The 18,375-nt window shown below is 72.4% G+C and carries 20 protein-coding genes; 8 read left to right on the forward strand and 12 right to left on the reverse strand.

Going from position 1 to position 18,375, the window contains the following annotated elements:
- Positions 1-144: 144 nt before the first annotated feature.
- On the reverse strand, positions 145-900 hold the full coding sequence (locus ACPT94_RS28995) for a peptidase inhibitor family I36 protein (protein ID WP_360339313.1): 756 nt from the start codon (positions 898-900) through the stop codon (positions 145-147).
- A 273-nt stretch (positions 901-1,173) separates the two neighbouring features.
- On the opposite strand from ACPT94_RS28995, the gene ACPT94_RS29000 reads away from it, so the two are divergent.
- Positions 1,174-1,530: a carboxymuconolactone decarboxylase family protein gene (locus ACPT94_RS29000; protein WP_360339316.1), complete on the forward strand. Its 357-nt coding sequence runs from the start codon at positions 1,174-1,176 to the stop codon at positions 1,528-1,530.
- Between the two features lie 105 nt (positions 1,531-1,635).
- On the opposite strand, the gene ACPT94_RS29005 is transcribed toward ACPT94_RS29000, so the two are convergent.
- Both ACPT94_RS29005 and ACPT94_RS29010 read right to left on the reverse strand, forming a co-directional pair.
- Positions 1,636-2,541 carry an aldo/keto reductase gene (locus tag ACPT94_RS29005; protein WP_360339319.1) on the reverse strand — a complete coding sequence of 302 codons (906 nt, stop codon included), beginning with the start codon at positions 2,539-2,541 and terminating at the stop codon, positions 1,636-1,638.
- 28 nt (positions 2,542-2,569) lie between these two features.
- On the reverse strand, positions 2,570-3,460 hold the full coding sequence (locus ACPT94_RS29010; protein WP_360339322.1) for a glycoside hydrolase family 19 protein: 891 nt from the start codon (positions 3,458-3,460) through the stop codon (positions 2,570-2,572).
- Between the two features lie 432 nt (positions 3,461-3,892).
- Between ACPT94_RS29010 and ACPT94_RS29015 the strand changes: the two genes are divergently transcribed.
- Positions 3,893-4,930, forward strand: coding sequence for an acyl-CoA dehydrogenase family protein (locus ACPT94_RS29015; RefSeq protein ID WP_425247197.1), 1,038 nt, complete (start codon positions 3,893-3,895; stop codon positions 4,928-4,930).
- 10 nt (positions 4,931-4,940) lie between these two features.
- On the opposite strand, the gene ACPT94_RS29020 is transcribed toward ACPT94_RS29015, so the two are convergent.
- The 4 genes from ACPT94_RS29020 to ACPT94_RS29035 all read right to left on the reverse strand — a co-directional run bounded on the left by ACPT94_RS29020 (position 4,941) and on the right by ACPT94_RS29035 (position 7,650).
- The gene (locus tag ACPT94_RS29020; protein ID WP_425247198.1) at positions 4,941-6,080 is read right to left on the reverse strand and encodes an LLM class flavin-dependent oxidoreductase; all 1,140 of its coding nucleotides are present in this window, start codon (positions 6,078-6,080) and stop codon (positions 4,941-4,943) included.
- 110 nt (positions 6,081-6,190) lie between these two features.
- Positions 6,191-6,745 carry an NADPH-dependent FMN reductase gene (ssuE, locus tag ACPT94_RS29025; protein WP_360339331.1) on the reverse strand — a complete coding sequence of 185 codons (555 nt, stop codon included), beginning with the start codon at positions 6,743-6,745 and terminating at the stop codon, positions 6,191-6,193.
- A gap of 227 nt (positions 6,746-6,972) precedes the next feature.
- Entirely contained in the window at positions 6,973-7,056 is an 84-nt protein-coding gene (locus ACPT94_RS29030; protein ID WP_360339492.1) for a putative leader peptide, read from the reverse strand.
- 426 nt (positions 7,057-7,482) lie between these two features.
- On the reverse strand, positions 7,483-7,650 hold the full coding sequence (locus ACPT94_RS29035) for a hypothetical protein (protein ID WP_489686596.1): 168 nt from the start codon (positions 7,648-7,650) through the stop codon (positions 7,483-7,485).
- Between the two features lie 141 nt (positions 7,651-7,791).
- On the opposite strand from ACPT94_RS29035, the gene ACPT94_RS29040 reads away from it, so the two are divergent.
- Complete coding sequence (locus ACPT94_RS29040; RefSeq protein ID WP_360339334.1) at positions 7,792-9,156, forward strand: cryptochrome/photolyase family protein; 1,365 nt, start codon at positions 7,792-7,794, stop codon at positions 9,154-9,156.
- Here ACPT94_RS29040 and ACPT94_RS29045 read toward each other — a convergent pair.
- Positions 9,087-9,950 (reverse strand): SGNH/GDSL hydrolase family protein, encoded by an 864-nt coding sequence (locus ACPT94_RS29045; RefSeq protein WP_360339337.1) that lies wholly within the window; start codon positions 9,948-9,950, stop codon positions 9,087-9,089. The genes ACPT94_RS29040 and ACPT94_RS29045 overlap by 70 nt on opposite strands.
- A 104-nt stretch (positions 9,951-10,054) precedes the next feature.
- Positions 10,055-10,969: a LysR family transcriptional regulator gene (locus ACPT94_RS29050; protein ID WP_425247199.1), complete on the reverse strand. Its 915-nt coding sequence runs from the start codon at positions 10,967-10,969 to the stop codon at positions 10,055-10,057.
- A gap of 155 nt (positions 10,970-11,124) precedes the next feature.
- Here ACPT94_RS29050 and ACPT94_RS29055 point away from each other — a divergent pair, with 155 nt between their 5' ends.
- From ACPT94_RS29055 to ACPT94_RS29070, 4 genes are all read left to right on the forward strand, one after another.
- Positions 11,125-11,820, forward strand: coding sequence for a type 1 glutamine amidotransferase domain-containing protein (locus ACPT94_RS29055; protein WP_360339343.1), 696 nt, complete (start codon positions 11,125-11,127; stop codon positions 11,818-11,820).
- A gap of 158 nt (positions 11,821-11,978) precedes the next feature.
- A complete protein-coding gene (locus ACPT94_RS29060) occupies positions 11,979-12,419 on the forward strand; it encodes an SPW repeat protein (RefSeq protein ID WP_360339346.1) in 441 nt (146 codons plus the stop codon).
- Between the two features lie 256 nt (positions 12,420-12,675).
- Positions 12,676-13,242, forward strand: a complete 567-nt coding sequence (locus ACPT94_RS29065; RefSeq protein WP_360339349.1) for a nucleoside/nucleotide kinase family protein — start codon at positions 12,676-12,678, stop codon at positions 13,240-13,242.
- 86 nt (positions 13,243-13,328) lie between these two features.
- Positions 13,329-13,592 carry a GlsB/YeaQ/YmgE family stress response membrane protein gene (locus ACPT94_RS29070; protein ID WP_360339352.1) on the forward strand — a complete coding sequence of 88 codons (264 nt, stop codon included), beginning with the start codon at positions 13,329-13,331 and terminating at the stop codon, positions 13,590-13,592.
- Positions 13,593-13,611: 19 nt separating this feature from the next.
- Here the strand turns inward: ACPT94_RS29070 and ACPT94_RS29075 are convergent, their stop codons facing one another.
- Together ACPT94_RS29075 and ACPT94_RS29080 are read right to left on the reverse strand one after the other, a co-directional pair.
- Positions 13,612-14,388 carry a GNAT family N-acetyltransferase gene (locus ACPT94_RS29075; protein WP_360339355.1) on the reverse strand — a complete coding sequence of 259 codons (777 nt, stop codon included), beginning with the start codon at positions 14,386-14,388 and terminating at the stop codon, positions 13,612-13,614.
- Positions 14,389-14,953: 565 nt separating this feature from the next.
- Positions 14,954-15,682 carry a chaplin family protein gene (locus tag ACPT94_RS29080; protein WP_360339358.1) on the reverse strand — a complete coding sequence of 243 codons (729 nt, stop codon included), beginning with the start codon at positions 15,680-15,682 and terminating at the stop codon, positions 14,954-14,956.
- Between the two features lie 271 nt (positions 15,683-15,953).
- Between ACPT94_RS29080 and ACPT94_RS29085 the strand changes: the two genes are divergently transcribed.
- Complete coding sequence (locus ACPT94_RS29085) at positions 15,954-17,549, forward strand: alpha/beta hydrolase (protein ID WP_360339361.1); 1,596 nt, start codon at positions 15,954-15,956, stop codon at positions 17,547-17,549.
- 42 nt (positions 17,550-17,591) lie between these two features.
- Here the strand turns inward: ACPT94_RS29085 and ACPT94_RS29090 are convergent, their stop codons facing one another.
- Positions 17,592-18,374, reverse strand: a complete 783-nt coding sequence (locus ACPT94_RS29090; RefSeq protein WP_425247200.1) for an alpha/beta fold hydrolase — start codon at positions 18,372-18,374, stop codon at positions 17,592-17,594.
- Position 18,375: the final 1 nt, after the last annotated feature.

Below are 18,375 nucleotides of genomic sequence, written 5' to 3' on the forward strand. Positions count from 1 at the left end.
CCGACTGGGTCAGCGCCAGGGTCATGAGGGCGACGGGCACGGCCGCGAAACGGCACACGCGGCGCGCACGACCGGTGGCGGCGGTGGTGACCAGGGTGTGCGTGGTGCGCTCGGTGCGCGATGTCGTCGATGTCTTCGCCATGGTCAGCACTTCGATTCCGAGTCGGCGAGCTTGTGTGAGCTGATGTACGACCGGAAGAGCCTCGGAAGGGTGGTCTCCTCGCCGGGCAGCACGACGTAGGCCCGGAAGGCCGAGCCGCCGCTCCCGAAGGTCCCGGTGTAACCGGGATCGGGGTAGAAGCAGGCGACCTTGTCCGATCGGTTCGAGACGGAGACGACCAGGTTGTCCCAGGTGCTGGAGTAGTCCTTGTTGCCCAGCACGCCGTTGCCGAGGTCGTCGGTCTGCACGGTCACGCCGGCGGCCCCGCGCCCGCTGGGGCCCTTGAAGATACATACGCGCGTGGCCGTGCAGCGCTCGAAGCCGGTGCGACAACCCGACTTCGACTTGGCGAACTTGTGCGAGGCCGGGGTCACCGTCGAGAAGTCCGCCCCGGGCGTGGCGTCGTCGGGCTGTTCGGGCTTGACGGCCTGTATCCCGGCACCGCCGTAGTTGGGATCGTCGTACAGGCAGCCCCAGAGGCCGGTGCGATTACGGACGGACACGAAGGTCTTGCCCTGCAGATCGGGATCGGCGGCGTAGTCGAGCTCGGTGCCGGGCGAGAACGCGACCATGTCGCCGTTCCCGCCGGCCTGGGTGTACAGGCAGAACTTGTTCTCCGGACAGTCCGCGTACGCCGCCTGGGCCGACCCGGTCTGAAGCCACACGAGAGATGCGGCAAGGATCGCCACCGCCAGCCCCACCAGGGACAGGCGACCGAAACTTTGTTTGACCATGCTCATGATCGGGACTTTATAGGGCTCCCGAGGTGCTGATCAGCCGAAGCCGCCGTCAGCCCAGGGGGGTGGGCCGTCTGACGGTCCGGCGCCAACTCATAGGCCGGTCATAGGGGTTCGAGACAGATCAAAGACTCCTCGGCGCACCCCGATGTCCCGATGTGCGTGAGCCCGAGGACGCTTCTACGGTTGAAGGGCAAGCCGCCGACACGTGAGGTACTCCCGTGCTCCGCGGGTGGGGCGTGTCGGCTCCACGCAGCACAGCGAGGCGGTTCGGACATGCCCACCACGTCAGACGCTCCCGTTCTCGACACGCTCGCCGCCATGACAGTCGACTCGCTCGAGCGCTGCGGACTGGACGAGCGCACGCTCATCCTCACCCGTATCGCCGCGCTCGTGGCCATGGACGCACCGGCGATCTCCTACCTCGCCCACGTCGATCCCGCCCTCAAGGCCAGCCTGACGACGGAGCAGGTGCAGGACGTTCTCGTCGCGATCGCCCCCGTCGTCGGCACGGCACGCGTCATGGCTGCCGCCGGTCACATAGCCCAGGCACTCGGCTTCGCCGTCGCGCTGGCCGAGACCGAGGCCGAGGCCATCTCGAGGGCGGAAGCCCGCAGCCGGGACAAGTCCTGAGCGACGCACCGGAAGCCCGCAGCCGGGACAAGTCCTGAGCGACGCGCCGGGAGTCCGAAGGCGGCGGCCGGTCATCGCGGACCGGAGGCAGGCCGGCCCGCCGTTTCAGCTCGCCTTCCTCCGCGCTCCGTCGAGCCGCCGTACCTCTTCGTCCGTGAGGTGCAGCCCACCCGCAGCCACGTTCTCCACGAGGTGGTCGGGGTTGCCGGTGCCGGGGATGGCCAGGACGTGTGGGCCCTGGGACAGGGTCCAGGCGAGTCTGACCTGGGCGGGGCTCGCGTTGTGGGCGTGGGCCACGGCGAGGAGTTCGTCGTCGTGGGCGGTCGTCGCGCCGTGTGCGCCCGCCTCGCCGGCGATGGCGAAGAACGGCACGAAGGCGATGCCCTGTTCGCCGCACAGGCGCAGGAGTTCCTCGGTCGCGGGCGGGCGGTCGCCGAGGCCGTAGCGGTTCTGGACACTCACCACGGGGGCGACGTCCTGGGCCTCGGCCAGGTGGCGGGGCTCGACGTCGGAGAGGCCGAGGTGGCGGATCAGGCCGGCCTCGCGGAGGTCGGCGAGGGCGCCGAAGTGCTCGGCGATCGAGTCCTGGCGCATGCGGCGCAGGTAGACGAGGTCGAGGTGGTCGCGGCCGAGCTGGCGCAGGTTCTCCTCGACGTGGCCGCGCAGGTCCTCCGGCCGGGCCGAGGTGCCCCACTCCCCCGCGTAGTCGCGGAACGGGCCGACCTTGGTGGCGATGAGGAGGTCGTCCGGGTAGGGGGACAGCGCGCTGTTGATGAGTTCGTTGGCGGAGCGGAGGGAGGAGAAGTAGAAGGCGGCCGTGTCGATGTGGTTCACGCCGAGGTCGATCGCCTTGCGCAGGACGGTGATCGAGCGATCGCGGTCGCTCGGTGTCCCGAAGTGGAAGGCGGCGCTGCCCGTCAGCCGCATCGCGCCGAAGCCGATGCGGTGGACGGGCAGGTCTCCGACGGTCCAGGTGCCCGCGGCGTCCGCGGAGATCGTTTCGGAGGTCATCGACGGAGTCTCGCACACCGACGCGGCGTCAGCAGTAAAGACTTCCTCCGGGCGCCACACCGAGGATCTGCGTGAACTGCTGGTACTTGGTGACGCGGCTCTGCACCTGCGCGGGGTTCTTGCCGTCGCACTCCAGGGAGCCGTTGACGGAGCGGATCGTCTGACCGAAGCCCGCGCCGCTCACCATGGCGTGGTGCGGGGTCATGGTGCCGGGACCGGACTGGGTGTTCCAGTACCACAGGGCGGTCTTCCAGGCCACGGCGGCGTCGTTCTGCACCAGCCACGGATTGTTGAGCAGGTCGATGCCGAGCGCGTCGCCCGCGGCCTTGTAGTTGAAGTTCCAGCTGAGCTGGATGGGGCCGCGTCCGTAGTAGGCCGCCTGACCGGCCGGGCAGCCGTAGGGCCGGCTCCCGTCGCAGTAGTGCGGGTAGTTGGCGGTGTTCTGCTCGACGACGTGCACCAGTCCGCCGGTCTCGTGGCTGACGTTGGCGAGGAAGGCGGCCGCCTCCTGCTTCCTGGTCGTGTCACCGCCAGTGGTGGTGAAGCCGGGGTAGGCACTCAGCGCGGCGGTGAGGCCGCGGTAGGTGTAGAAGCCGTTCCGGTTCGGGAACATCTGGTTGAACTGGGCCTCGGTGACCACGAAGTCGCCGGCGGGCGTCCCGGGGCCGCTGTCGCACGCGTACGGCTCCCAGTACCAGGTGCTGATGGTCGGGTCGTAACCGGGGTTGTCGTGCTCGGCGATGTACGCCTTGCCGTCCGTGTAGCGGACGATGTCACCGGCGCGGTACGCCTTGCCGGCCACCCAGTTCGGGTAGCTCGAGCACGCGGCGGCGGACGCGTGCGTGGCCGGCAGCAGGACCGGCGCCGCGCCGGCGAGCACGAGGGCGGTCAGGACAGCGGAGATGCGGCGTCTCGACACGGGATCAACTCCTTCGCGGAGCACGGCCGCTCGCCGACGAGGGCAGGGCGGAGCAGAGCCCTGTGCGCACATGCCGCGAGCCGGTGGGACCGGCCACGGCGTGGAGGGCGGCCGTGGTGGGGGGTGTGGAGCACACTCAACCGCTTTGGTCTGTACCAGTCAAGGGTGTAGACCAGTCAACGGTCCGTGTCCGCAGTCGGCCTGATGGTGCGTCAGTCGGAGTTGGGGCCCCCGCGACGACTCGTCCGGCGGCTCGGCGAGCGAAGCGGTCGGTGCGGGAGGCGCTGAGTGGTCGGTCCCGGGGGGGCCGAGTGGTCGGTCCGGGAGGCGCTGAGTGGTCAGTCCGGGAGGCGCTGAGCGTGTGACCTGTCGAGGCTTCCTCGGCGTGTGGGGTCGCGTCCGCCGGGGTGCCGATCCGTGAGAATCATGCGCATGACCGCACCGGACCATCCGCTCGTCGCCCGCGCCCGCCTCCTGGCGGACGACCTTCTCGCTCCCCATGCCGAACAGGTCGACCAGGGAGAGGTCCCCGCGAGCCATCTCACCGAGATCAGACGCTCGGGGCTGCTGGGGCTGAACGCGCCGAAGGAGTACGGCGGGTCGGCGGCCCCTGCCTCGGTGGTGCGCGAGACGGCGGAGATCCTGGCCGGGGCCTGCTGCTCGACCTGGTTCGTGCAGACCCAGCACCACACGCCGGTGCTGACGCTGGCGAAGAACGAGAGCGCCGCACGCGACCGTCTGCTGGGCCCGCTGGCACGGGGTGAGCTGCTCTCCGGGGTGGCCTACGCCCACTTGCGGGCACACCCCCGCACCCCCGTCCGGGTCACCCCGGAACGGGGCGGCTGGCGCTTTCACGGAACGGTCCCCTGGTACACGGGGTGGGGCCTGAACGACGTCATGCTCCTCGCCGGGGTGACCGACACGGACGAGGCCCTCTTCGCCTTCACCGAGGCCCGGGAGCAGCCGGGCCTGCGCGCGTCGGAGCCGATGCGCCTGGCGGCCCTGACCGCGGCCCGCACGGTCACCCTGGAGCTGGACGGCCTGTGGCTCCCCGAGGAGGCGGTGGCCCTGCGGACACCGTACGAGCGGTGGGCGGCGACGGACCGCCCGAAGACGGTGGCCGCCGGTCCGGCGGTGTTCGGTGTCGCGGCGGCGGCGCTGGCCCTGCTGGACGACGAGACGGCGGCACCCCTGCGCACCCGACTGACCGAGGTCCGGCGCGCGGCCTATGCCCTGGCCGACCACCCGAAGCCGCACGAGCACCTGGAACAGAGACTGGCCCTCAGGACACAGGCGTACGAACTCCTCCGGGCGGCGACCACGGCGGCGGTGGTGGCGGGCGGCGGCCGCTCGATGCTGCTGACGAGCACGGCCCAACGCCTGGCGAGAGAGGCCCTTTTCCTCCTGGTCCAGGGCCAGACGCAGGAGTCACGCACGGCGCATCTCACAGCGCTGGCCGGGTGGACGTGAGCCCACCTTCTCAGCTCGCGAACGGCACCCGCACGGACGTCGGCCGGTCCCCCGCCGGATGCTTCCACAGCCCTGCTTCGGCCAGCCGCGGCAGCACTCCCTCTCCGAACCAGTACGCCTCCTCCAGATGGGGGTATCCGGACAGCACGAACTCCTCTATGCCCAGCGCCGCGTACTCCTTGATCCGTTCGGCCACCTCCTCATGGCTGCCCACCAGCGCCGTTCCCGCGCCTCCGCGCACGAGCCCGATTCCGGCCCAGAGGTTGGGATGTATCTCCAGCGCGTCCCGGCTTCCCCCGTGCAGGGCGAGCATCCGCTGCTGTCCCTCGGACTCACTGCGCGACAGACCGGCCTGCACGAACCTGACGGTCTGCGGGTCGAAGCCGTCCAGCAGCCGGTTCGCCTCCGCCCACGCTGCTGCGGAGGTGTCCCGGGCGATGACGTGCAGCCGGATGCCGAACCGCAGTGTCCGCCCCTTCTTCGCGGCGAGCCCTCTGATCCAGTCGATCTTCTCGGCGACCTGGGCGGGCGGCTCGCCCCAGGTGAGGTAGACGTCGACGTGCCGGGCGGCGACCTCGCCGGCAATCGGCGAGGACCCCCCGAAGTAGACCTCGGGGACGGGGTCCGGCACCCGCGCCAGCTGCGCGTCCTCGACCCGGAGGTGCTCGCCGGCGAGGTCGACGGTCCTGCCCTCCCACAGTCCCCGCACGATCTCCAGGAATTCACCGGTCCGGCGGTACCGGTCGTCCTTGTCGAGGAAGTCGCCGTACGCCCGCTGCTCGTGGCTCTCGCCGCCGGTGACGACGTTCAGCAGGAGCCGTCCCCCGGTCTGCCGCTGGAAGGTGGCGGCCATCTGCGCGGCGAGCGTCGGCGAGACGAAGCCGGGGCGGAAGGCGACCAGGAACTTCAGGCGCTCGGTGTTCTGGCTGACCATCGCGGTCGTCAGCCACGCGTCCTCGCACCAGGCGCCGGTCGGGGTGAGCGCGCCCACGAAGCCGAGATCCTCAGCGGCGCGGGCGATCTGGCTCAGGTACGCCACCGTGGGGGGCCGGTCCCGTCCCGAGGCGGTGGCGGGGGTGCCGTGGCCGCCGCCGACGACATGGCGGCTGTCGCCGTTGGTGGGCAGGAACCAGTGGAAGACGAGGGACACGTGCGGTCTCCGATCAGGAATGTCCGTCTGTCGGCGGGGTGTTCGGCTGCGGCGGGCCGGGGCGAGGAGGCCGGATGTCGTCGGCGCTCCACTGCGCGGTCACCGCCGCCTCAGCTCGCCGCGGCCAGGTACGGCGTACGCCCCAGGGCCGTGGAGAACTGGTCGAGGACCTGGGCGAGGGCCTCGGTGGCGGCCGGGGCGACCGTGATCGAGCCGTCCTCGTGGGAGGTGATGTCCTGGTCGAGGGTGAACCAGCCCTGCACGATGTGGGCCGCCCCCATGGAGGTGAGGACCGGCCGCAGCGCGTAGTCGATGGCGAGGACGTGGGCGACGGAACCGCCGGTGGCGAGCGGCAGCACGGTCTTCCCGGTGAGCGCGTACTGCGGCAGCAGGTCGAGGAGCGCCTTCAGGACACCGGAGTACGACGCCTTGTAGACGGGGGTGCCCACGACGACACCGTCGGCGCGCGCGAACAGTTCGGTGGCCTCGACGATCGCGGGGTGGCGGAAGTCCGCGCCGAGCAGGGCCTCGGCCGGGACGGTGCGCACGTCGAGCGGGATCACCTCGTGGCCCTGGGCGATCAGCCGCTGGTCGAGGTGGCGCAGCAGCCGGCCGGTGCGGGAGGAGGCGGAGGGGCTGCCGGATACGGACAGGACGGTGGCCATGGGTCCTCTTTGTTTCGGAAGGGGGACGCGGTGTGGTGAGGGGCGAATTCCACGGGCGCTGCCGGCATGCGGAACTCCGGGTGCGGAATTTCTTTCGGGCATGCCGAATTCAGGGCGTGTTAATGCGCGGCGCATTCAGGCGTGTGAGAGGGAAACAGAGCGCACGACCGCCCGGGCACGGGAGCGGTTGAGGTGCGGGAGAGAGAGTGCGGCGGATCGGGAAGGGATCAGGCCGCGGCGCAACAGGAGGCGCTGGAGACGCGCGCGAGGTCGACGTGGCGTCGCCGCGTGAGATCCAGTCGCGTGTTCATGCCGTCGATCGTGGCAGCCGCCGGTCGGGACAGTCAAGGAAAAACCGACCGGTCTCGTATCGCGGACCATTGGATTTCACGTAGGTGTGGCAGGTAAACGCTTGAACCGGCGGGGAATGCGGCCGCATTTTTCCGGCGCGCCGAGAGCGGAACGGCCGGAATGCAGCGCGGCGGTGACTGGTCGTGGAGGGACCCGGGGCGACGGTTCTGCCGGACATCGGCGTGGTAGGGGAACTCCTTGGAGCGGCGCGGCGCGCTCGCCTGCCGGTTGATCAGCGGGGCGACGACGCGGTGCTTCTGATGCCGCGTCGGCGCCGGGCGCGCTCCGTCCCGCGGGCCGCGCGGGATCCGCACGAGGTGTCCGTACGGACGGTGCGGGCGCCGGGCGGGGTCGGCCGCTGAGCGGGGACCGTCGGCCCCGGTGTGTCACTCGTCGTCGCCCGTCGGCACCACTACGAGGAACGCGTCGGACTTCAGATCCATGACCACGGTCGCGGGCTGGCCCTCGGCCCGCCGCCGCGCCGCGTACTCCTCCGCCGGCCACGATCCGCGCGGAGCTCCCGCAGGAAAGCGCTCCAACACCTTCGCGCCCATAGCCGCAGACACCTCCTGTTCGAGACGGACAGTTCCTTCCTTCGCTGTGCGTTTTCCCGGGATCCGCGCGAGCATGTTCACGTCCACCCGAGCGGTCCCACTCGGTGGTCGCCGCCGATCACGTCACCGGGAGTGGGCGTCATGAGCGTCTCGGTCGTCCTGTTCACGTCGGACCTGCGTCTGCACGACCATCCGCCGCTGCGGGCGGCACTCGACAGCGCTCACGAGGTGGTCCCGCTGTTCGTGCGTGACCGGGCGGTGGAGAGCGCCGGGTTCGCCGTCCCCAACCGGCTGGCGTTCCTCGCGGACTGTCTGCGGGACCTCGACGCCGGGCTGCGTGAGCGGGGCGGGCGGCTCGTCGTGCGCTCGGGTGACGTGGTCGAGGAGGTGGGCCGGGTGGCCCGCGAGGCGGATGCCGGCGAGGTGCACCTGGCGGCCGACGTGAGCGGATACGCGCAGCGCCGTGCGGAAGGGCTGCTGCGGGCCCTGGCGGCACAGGGCGTGCGCCTGCACGTCCACGAGGCGGTGACCGCCGCCGTCGCGCCGGGCACGGTGCGCCCGGCCGCCTCGGACCACTTCGCCGTCTTCACGCCGTACTTCCGCCACTGGTCGCGCCGGCGGCTGCGGGACGCCCTCGGCGCACCCCGCAGTGTGCGGGTCCCGGGCGGCGTCGCCTCGGCCGGACTCCCCTCGCACCGGGGCGTGTCGCCGGGGCTGGCGCCGGGCGGCGAGACGGAGGGCCGCAGACGGCTGACCGCCTGGCTGCGCGGTGGGATCGCCGGCTACGCGGACCGGCACGACGATCTGGCCGGCGACGCGACCTCCCGGCTCTCGCCGCACCTGCACTTCGGCACGCTCTCCCCCGTCGAACTCGTGAACCGGGCGCGCGCTGCGGGCGGCCCGGGCGCCGAGGCCTTCGTACGGCAGCTCGCCTGGCGCGACTTCCACCGCCAGGTGCTGGCGGCCCGCCCGGACGCCGCCGACGCCGACTACCGCACCCGGCACGACCGTTGGCGTACGGAGGACACGGCACGGGAGGAGGTGGAGGCGTGGCGGGAGGGCCGTACGGGCTACCCGGTGGTGGACGCGGCGATGCGGCAACTGCGCCACGAGGGCTGGATGCACAACCGGGGCCGGCTGCTGACCGCGAGCTTCCTCGCCAAGACGCTGTACGTCGACTGGCGGGTCGGCGCCCGGTACTTCCTGGAGCTGCTGGTCGATGGGGACGTGGCCAACAACCAGCTCAACTGGCAGTGGGTGGCGGGAACGGGCACCGACACCCGGCCGAACCGGGTCCTCAACCCGGTCGCCCAGGCGAAGCGGTACGACCCGGACGGCGCGTATGTGCGGCGCTGGGTGCCCGAACTGGCCGGGATCGAGGGCCCGTTGGTGCACGAGCCGTGGAAGTGGGAGGGCAGGGGCCGGGCGGCGATCGACTATCCGGAGCCGGTCGTCGACCTGTCGGAGGGGCTCGCCCGGTTCCGGCGGGCGCGCGGGCGCGTCTGATCGCCCCCGTCGTACACGGGCTGCAGCGTCGGCCGTTTCGCCGTCCGGCCGTCCCCCGAGGAGCGTCCGCGCAGGCGTCTGCCGAGCCAGGGTCCCAGGAAGGCGGCGGCCCAGCGGAGTTCGCCGAGGCCGGCACGCCATCCGGTCGCGGTGGGGTGGTCCGGGGCGGGCAGCGGACGGGTCCAGGAGTCGTCGCTGCCGGGCAGGTCGAGGGCGTGCGCGACGGCGGCGGCGATGCGTGCGTGGCCGAGCGGCGAGGCGTGCAGCCGGTCGGGGCTCCACAGGCGCGGGTCGGTGACCACGGCGTGCCCGGCGGTCTCGGCGACGACGACGCCGTGCCGGTCGGCCGCCGCACGGATGCGGGCGTTCAGGGCGACGACGCGGGGGGCGAGGGGCCGGGCGAGGGGGGTGAGGCGGCCGACGTCCGGAAAGGTCAGGGTGGCGACGCGGGCGCCCTGCGCGCTGAGCGCGGCGAACGCGGCCTCCAGGTGGCCGGCGACCTCGTCCGCGTCGAAGCGGGGACGCAGCAGGTCGTTGACCCCGGCGACCACGGTGGCCAGGTCGGGACGGAGCGCGAGCGCGGGCGCCAGTTGCTCGGCGCGCACCTGCCCGGCCAGCCGCCCGCGGACGGCCAGGTTGGCGTACCGCAGGCCGGAGTCGTGGCGGGCGAGGTGCTCGGCGAGGCGATCGGCCCAGCCGCGCAGGCCGATGGCGTCGTCGCCGTCCCCGAGCCCCTCGGTCTGGCTGTCGCCGAGGGCCACGTAGCGCTCGTAGCGGGTCTCCGTGCCGGGCATGAACAGCCCCCTCCTCCATCGGCTGCCGTCACCCTACTCGCTTTGTTGACTATTCAGATAGGCGCATAGCCGAAGAAGGTCTCCCCACGGCCGGAGGACGTCTCTCACCAGGTGCGGCCCGCGCTCAGCAGGAGGTCGCGGACCCGGGTGACGTCCGGATGGGTGACGACGCCGGGGCGTTGGACGAGGAAGCCCGTGTTGAGGGGCGGGTCGTCCGGTTCATGGAGGGGGACGAGGGCTCCCGAGGCGAGTTCGCCGAGGCAGAGGTAGCGGGGCAGCACGGTGAAGCCCGCGCCCGCGACCACCGCCGCAAGGACACCGCGCAGGTCGGGCACGGTCACCGCGGCGGGAGTCGACAGCCGCCGCCCGAAGACGTGCCGCCAGTAGCGACGGGCGATCGGCAGGTCCTCCGCGTACGTGATCAGCGGCACGGAGTGGAGCATCGCGGGCAGGTCGGCGGCCGCCCGGTCGCCGAGCCGTTCGGCCCACACCGGGGCGGCGACCAGGACGAACTCCTCGTCCGTCAGGGGCGTCGAGGTCAGGGCGCGGCCGCGCGGGCGGGTCGTGGCGATGACCAGGTCGTGCCGTCCGGCGCGCAGCTCCTCGAGCAGAGGTTCGGTCAGGCCGGTGGCCACCCGGAGCCGGACGCCCTCGGCCACCAGGGGCGCCAGGGCGGGCAGCACGCGGGTGCAGAGCAGCTCGGCGGGCCCGGCGAGGTGTACGGGGTCGGCGCGGCCGGACGCCGCCGGGTCCGGGCCGGCCACCGTGGCGAGCTCGTCGAGGGGTGCGGCGATGCGGGCGGCCAGTTCGTCGGCGACGGGGGTGGGGGCGACGCCGCGCGGGAGGCGCTCGAACAGCTCCCGTCCGGCCTGCCGCTCCAGCGTGCGCATCTGCGTCGTCACCGTCGGCTGCGACAGCCCGAGCAGTTGCGCCGCGCCGGTGAAGGAGCCCGAGCGGTACACCGCGAGGAACGTCCTCAGCAGGTTCAGGTCCAGGTGATGGGTGTGCTCCACCGGCATCAGTATTCCCGGCGTCCCATCAACATTCCAATGCCCGGCATTGGATTCCCCATTGGATACCTATGGCTGGGCACCCTAAGTTCGAGGGAGCAACACCGACACGCCGACGCCCGGCATGCGGAACGTCGGGCACGACACCTCAGGAGACCCACACCATGGCCAAGATCCTCTTTGTGATGACCGGCGCCGACCACTGGACGCTCAAGGACGGCACCCGCCACGCCACCGGCTTCTGGGCCGAGGAGGCCGTCGCCCCGTACGAGGCCTTCCGGGCGGCCGGTCACGAGATCGTCGTCGCGACACCGGGCGGTGTCGTCCCGCCGGTGGACAAGGGCAGCCTCGCCCCCGAGGCCAACGGCGGGCAGGAGGGCGCTGACCGGGTCGCCGCCGGGCTCGCGGCGATGACGGAGCTGGAGCGCCCGATCCGCCTGGAGGACGTGGACCTCGGCGACTACGCGGCCGTCTTCTACCCGGGCGGACACGGCCCGATGGAGGACCTGGCCGTCGACGCCGCCTCCGGCCGGCTCCTGACCGAGGCGCTCGGCTCCGGCAAGCCGCTCGGTGTCGTCTGCCACGGCCCCGCCGCCCTGCTCGCCGCGGTGCGGGAGGACGGCTCCAACGCCTTCGCGGGCTACCGGGTCGCCGCCTTCACCAACGCCGAGGAGCTCCAGGCCGGTCTCGGCGAGAAGGCCAGGTGGCTGCTGCAGGACCGGCTGACCGAGGCGGGGGTCGACGTCCGGGTCGGCGAACCCTGGGCTCCGCACGTGGTCGCGGACCGCAACCTGGTCACCGGCCAGAACCCGGCCTCATCCGCGCCGCTCGCCGCCGAACTGCTGAAGAAGCTCGGCTGACCCGGGGGCCGTCCACCCGGCGCTCCGTACTCGCAGGTATCCCGCCATCCCCTCTGACCTCTACACATAAAGGCCAAATAAGCGCAGAATGAACCTGCGCGGCGCTTACCGCACACCGCACCAGACGCGGTCGGCCAGCAAGTCAAAGGAGACGAGTCATGGCCAACGTCTCGCCCACCAGAGGCGACATGTCGACTCACCCCGATGTTTCCGAGATGGGGGCACGGTACGCCCGCATGCTCGGGGGTCGTGATGTGGCGCTCGTCGACGGACCGGTGTTCCTCCTCGGTCTGTACTGCGCCGTATCCCCGTGGATCCTCCACTACACCGCCAGCCAGCCCGCGCTCGTGACCCACAACCTGATCGTCGGTACAGCGATCGGCCTGCTGGCACTCGGGTTCACGGCGGCTCCGGCGCGCATGTACGGCCTCAGCTGGGCCATGTGCGCGCTGGGCATCTGGATGATCATCGCCCCGTGGGTCGTCGGTGACAACCCGGACGCCGGTGTCGTCGTGAACAACATCGTCATCGGCGCCCTGGCCTTGATCCTGGGGCTGATGTGCGCCGGTACGGCCGCGAGGAGCGTCCCGAAGTCCTGACCCTTTCAAGATCGGGAAGACGGCCCGGCCGGCCCGCACCACAGCGGACCGGCCGGGCCGCGTCGCGCCTCGGCCGTCGGCGTCGCCGCGGACGACCGCCCGCTCCCCCGCCGCGGACCGCCGCCCACTCCCCCGCCGTGGGCGAACTCGTCCTCGTGCCGCGCCGTCACCTGCCCTGATCCGCCCGGCCGTCGGCAGGGTCAGCGCCGACGAAAAGCGCTGGCTCGGCGCAGCCGTCGTCTGCCAGCCTGACCGCATGACTCACTCCGAGGCCCTGCTCATCGGCGGGCGCGCCGGCGTCGGCAAGACCACGGTGGGCTGGGAGGTCTCGGCCGTGCTGCGGGCGGCCGCCGTGCCGCACGCCGTCATCGACGGCGACTTCATGGGGCAGGTCCACCCCGCGCCGCAGGGCGACCCCAGCCGGGCCACGGTCGCGGAGCGCAACCTCACGGCCGTGTGGGGCAACTACGCCGACCTCGGCTACCGGCGTCTTGTCTACACCAACACCGTCTGCGTGCTCGACGAGTTGGGTGACTCCTTCCGCCGCGCTCTCGGCAACGACGTACGTCTCGTGCGGGTGTTGCTCACGGCCACCGACGCGACGGCGGAACGGCGGCTCACCGGGCGGGAGTTGGGGTCGGAGTTCGACAGCGAGCTGGCCAACGGCGTCCGCAAGGCGCGGATGCTCGACGAGCGGGCGCCCATGGACGCGGTACGCGTCGCGACCGACGGGCGTACGGTGCCCGACATCGCCGCTGAGGTGCTGGCCGCCACCGGATGGATCACCTCTCGGAACGCACCCGTCCCGCCCGGTCCGGGCTGACGGCACGGCATCAACCGGAACGGACTGTCCCGGCGTCCGGCGGGCAGATGCAGAGCATCGGGGGTCCCGGCGAAGAGGGGCGGAAGATGGAGATCGACGGCATCATCAGTGCCATTTTCATCGGCATCGTCATCGGTGTGCTCGGCCGGCTCGTCGTCCCCGGGCGCCAGCGCATCGGCGTCCTGTGGACGATCGCCGTAGGCATCGTGGCCGCACTGATCGGTTCGGCGCTCGCCGCGGGGATCGGCGTGGCCGACACCAAGGGCGTGGACTGGGTCGAGTGGCTGATCCAGATCGGCCTGGCCGCACTCGGTGTGGCCGCCCTGGACCGGGCCAAGGCGCGACGCTGACGTAACCGGGCAGCGGCCCTTACGGCACGTACACGTACGGCGTCGTCGTGCTCAGGGCCGCGAAGCCGAGCCGTTCCAGGATGGGGCGGCTCTGGTCGGAGGCGTCGACCTGGAGGTAGCGGTAGCCGCGGTCGGCGGCGGCACGGGCGCGGTGGGCGACCAGGGCGCGGTAGATGCCGCGGCCGCGCCAGCCCTCGACGGTGCCGCCGCCCCACAGCCCGGCGAACCGTGTCCCGGGCACCAGCTCCATCCGCGCCGAGCTCACCGGTTTGTCCCCGGCGAGCGCGACGACGGCGACGACCGTGTCCGGGTCGGCGGTGAGGCGGGCGAGCATGTGGTGACGCAGCCGGGCGGCGTCGGCGCCGAAGGCCTTCTCGTGCACGTCGGCCACCAGGTCGACGCCGGCCCGGTCGGTGACGGGGACGATACGCACACCGCCGGGGAGGTCGACGTCGAACAGCAGCTCACGGGTCTCGCCGATCATCAGCGTCTCCTCCGGCTCGGGCGTGAACCCGGCCGCCAGGAGCCGCTTGCCGAGATCGGCCGGACGGTCGTGCCCGTACAGTTTCCACTCGAACTCCCGGCCCAGCCCGGTGAAGTACGCGACCTGCTCGGCGATCTCCGTGTCGGCGTCCCCCGCGTCGAGCGAGGACCAGACGATGCCGTTCCAGCCTTGCGCGGAGGCGACCTGCCGGACCACGCTCCCGGTGCGTTCGACGCGGGCGTCGGGGCCGTCGGGGCGTGCGCCCTCGCGCATGTCCCGGTCGTACAGGGCGAGTACCGTGGCGTGATCCATGCGCCCACTCCAACATCCCGGCGGGCGCGTCTCAACGGAATTACGGACCAGGCGCTGCCTCGGACCGCCCGCTGATCGCCTCGTCCTGAGGCGGTCGCCCTCCCCCGGCGCCCCTCCCTGTCGTCCGGGGGACGGCACGGGGCCGACGAGGACCGCGGCCGGGTGACGTCGGGCGACCACACCCCCGCCGTCCCGGGCGGGAGTCGATCCGCCGACCGACGGACCGACTCCCGCCCGCGGAGCGGGCCGCGGCCACGGTGTGCGCGTCCGGCGAGCACTGCCCGAGGTGGGCGCCCGCCCATGCCCAGGGGCGCGGGCCGCCTCATGTACGTCGCCCCTACGCCGCCCGACTCCTCAGTGGCCGGGCGAGTCGGGCGTACCGGCTGCACCGGTGCACACGTCGCCCGTCCAGGAGATCGCGCCCGGGGTGACCGACGGAGGGGCGGGTCCCCGAACCGGCGGACGGGCTGCGGGGGCTCCATCGGCGGTTCCACCGCGCCCGGGGGCGGGCACGTCGAGTCGCCTGCGGCGCGGGCCGAAGGACGCCCCCTGCCGAAGGGACGGATCAGCGCCCCGCGACCGCCCGGAAGCGGCGGTAGAGAACCGCTCCGCCCAGGATCAGCGCCGCGCTGCCCGCGAGACCCGGCACGGTGGCGTCCGCTCCGGTGCGGGCCAGGGTGGAGTGGGCCTGGGGCGCCGGGACCGGGGCCTGAGGCGCCCGGGTGTGGGGCGCCGGCGCCTGCGGTGCGGGCACCTGGGGCGACGGGGCCGCAGGCTTCGGGTCCGGGTCCGGGTGGGACGCGGCGGGCGGGTCCTCCCTCGGCGGCTCGGGCCGGGGCTCGGCCGGGGGCGGGGGCTCCTCCTCGGGCATGTCCTCGTAACCGTTGTCGTACTCCGGGTCCGGGATGCCGACGATGTTGACGCTGTTGCCGGCGACGTTCACAGGGGCGTCGACCGGCGCCTCGACGAGGTTGCCGGTGATGTCTCCCGGCGAGTACCCCGTGATGCTGGACGCGTCCGCGTCACCGCCGGACACCTCGCTCTCGGGGTTCCAGCCGTATTCGCCGCAGGCGGCGCCCGCGGCGGGGCCCAGCGCACCCATCGCGTTCACGGTGTTCCCGCACACTTCCACCGGGAGATGAACCGGCGACTGGGCGCCGTTGCCGGAGATCATCCCGGGCGGGCCGGCCGCAGAGGCGCTCACCGCGGAGTCGGCGAACGCCGGCATCGTCACGGCCATCGCGCCCGAGGCGGCGGCGACGGCGATCACACCGTTTCGGGTAACCCGTCTCATGGGTCCCTGCCTTCCAGACATGGTCGCGGGCGCTCGCCCGCACCCCATAGAACGCGGACGAACCGTCCGAGTTATGCCTATTCGGCCTTTCACCCGATTGGGCGCCTCTCTGGTCGAACAGCTGGCGAAACGATCCATCGCTTCCGGGGCGGGCGCCCAGCGGGAGCTCCGGCCGTCGCCCCGGCCGCCCGGAGGCGGGCCCCGCGCGGCCCGCCTATCGTGGGCGGGGGCGCCGGATCCCGGTCCGCTCAGGGCGCCTCTGGAGGCACTGATGCTGGCCAAGCTGTCGAGGCGGCCCGCGTCGAGGCGCTGCGCGCTCGCCGCGGCCGCCGCGCTGACCCTGCTGGGCGCGGGACTGCCGACGGCCACCGCGGACACGGACGGTGACCGTGACCCCGGCCTGGCCCGGTTCTACGAGCAGAAGATCTCATGGAAGAAGTGCGAGGTCGACGGGTTCCCCGCCGACCTGGAGTGCGGCAAGGTGACCGTCCCCGTCGACTACGCCCGTCCCACGGCCGGCACCCTCGACCTGGCGCTCGCCCGCTACCGGGCCACGGGTGACAAACGCGGCTCGGTGCTGCTGAACTTCGGCGGTCCCGGCGGCCCGGGCGTCCCCGAGCTCGCCTACGGCGGCAAGGACTTCATGGAGCTGACCGACGGCTATGACGTGGTCACCTTCGACCCGCGGGGCGTCGGCCGGTCCTCGCCGGTCAGCTGCGGGGACAACGAGGACGGCTTCGCCGCCCTCGGCGACGACCCGGCCGACCTCGGGGACCCACGGGCCCTGCTGGACAAGCTGAAGAAGGCGGCCGCCGCGTGCGCCGAGCACTCCGGGCCCGTCCTGCCGCACATAGGCACGGTCGACGCGGCGCGCGACATGGATGTGATGCGCGAGGCGCTGGGCGACAAGAAGCTGAACTACCTGGGCTTCTCCTACGGCACGCGGCTCGGCGCTGTGTACGCCGCCCAGTTCCCCGACCGGGTGGGACGGCTGGCCCTGGACGGCGTCGACACGCTGACAGAGCCGCTCGCCGAGCAGGGCATCGCGGGCGCCCGGGGGCAGCAGGTGGCGCTGGACGACTTCGTGGACTGGTGTGCGCGGGACATCGCCTGTCCGTTCGGCCAGGATCCGCGCAGCGCCCGGGAGGGGGTCGTACGGCTCGTCCGTTCGCTGGACGAGGACCCCGTGCCGACGGATTTCGGCGACACGTTCACCGGGCAGGACCTGGTCGGCGCCATCGGACAGGGGCTGTACAGCAGGAAGCTGTGGCCTGCCCTGGAGCGGGCGCTCGCCCAGCTCGTCGAGGACGGGGACACCAACGGTGTCGTGGCGTTCGCGACCGGAGGCCTGGCGCCGCCGGTCCGCGGCCCGGGCGGGGACGAGCCCACCGCGGGTCTCGTGGACGAGGAGGACATCCCCCTCGACAACCTGCCGGCGGCACTGATGGCGATCAACTGCGCGGACGACCCCGACCGGCCCGGCGCCGAGCAGATCACGGCCGACCTGAAGCGGCTGCGCGCCGCCTACGACCGGGCCTCCCCGGTCTTCGGCGAGTACCGGCTCATCCAGGTCCTGCTGTGCTACGGCCGCCCCAAGGGCACCGACTACATCCGCGAGGAGGTGAAGGACCTCGACACGCCGAAGATGCTGCTGGTCGGCACCCGTGGCGACCCGGCGACGCCGTACCGCTGGACGCTGGAGACGGCGGAGCGGCTCGGGCCGTCGGCGGTGGTGCTCGACAACCGGAGCACGGGACACACCGGGTACGGCTCGTCGAAGTGCGTGCACCGCAAGGTCGACGACTTCCTGCTGTACGGCTCCCTGCCGCCGAGCGGCAGCTCCTGCGGGGCGGACGAGGACGACTGAGTGCGCCGGTGTCCGCCGTGGCCCGGCGGACCCGGGCGGCCTTCAGCCGGAGCTGGGACTCACGAAGGCGTCGATCGCGGCTGTCAGCTCGGCCGGCTTCTCCACGGGCAGTTCGTGGCCGGCGTCGAGGATGCGGACGGTGGCGTCCGGATAGGCCTTGGCCATGCGCAGCATCTGCTTCAGCGGCAGCTGGATGTCGTGGTAGCCGTGGATCATCAGAGTCGGGGTGTGGATCTCCCCCACCCGGTCCAGCACGTCGAAGGCGCGCATGGCGCCGTACAGCGTCATGACGACCTCGCGCGGGGTGTCCGCGGAGGACTTGACGTACGCGCGGATCTCGTCGCGCGGGTAGCCGGGGGCGAAGGCGCGCTGGATGTTGGTGGCGACGAACAGCTTGAACGGAACGAGTGTGGAGACGGCCATCAGCAGGCCTCTGCCGCGGTTGTAGGTCATGCGGCCGATGGAGTTCACCAGCACCATGCGCTCGACGCGCTCGGGGTGCGCGAGGGCGATGGTCTGGGAGATCATCCCGCCCATCGAGTGGCCGACCAGCACACAGCGCTCGATCTTGAGGTGGTCGAGGAGCGCGAGGACGTCCTTCGCCAGCTCGTCGATCGTCTTCACGCCCGCCCCGCCGCTCTCGCCGTGCCCGCGCAGGTCGAGCCGGACCACCCGCCGCCGCTCGGCGAAGTGCGCGACCTGGTGGTCCCAGCGGTGCCGGTTGGCGGTCCACCCGTGCACGAACACCAGGGGCACCCCGCCGCCGTCGCGCGGACCCTCGTCGTCGTACGTCAGTGCTGCGCCGTCGACTTCGAGCTGCGGCATG

The organism is Streptomyces aurantiaciflavus (assembly GCF_049808595.1).
Lineage (GTDB): Bacteria > Actinomycetota > Actinomycetes > Streptomycetales > Streptomycetaceae > Streptomyces.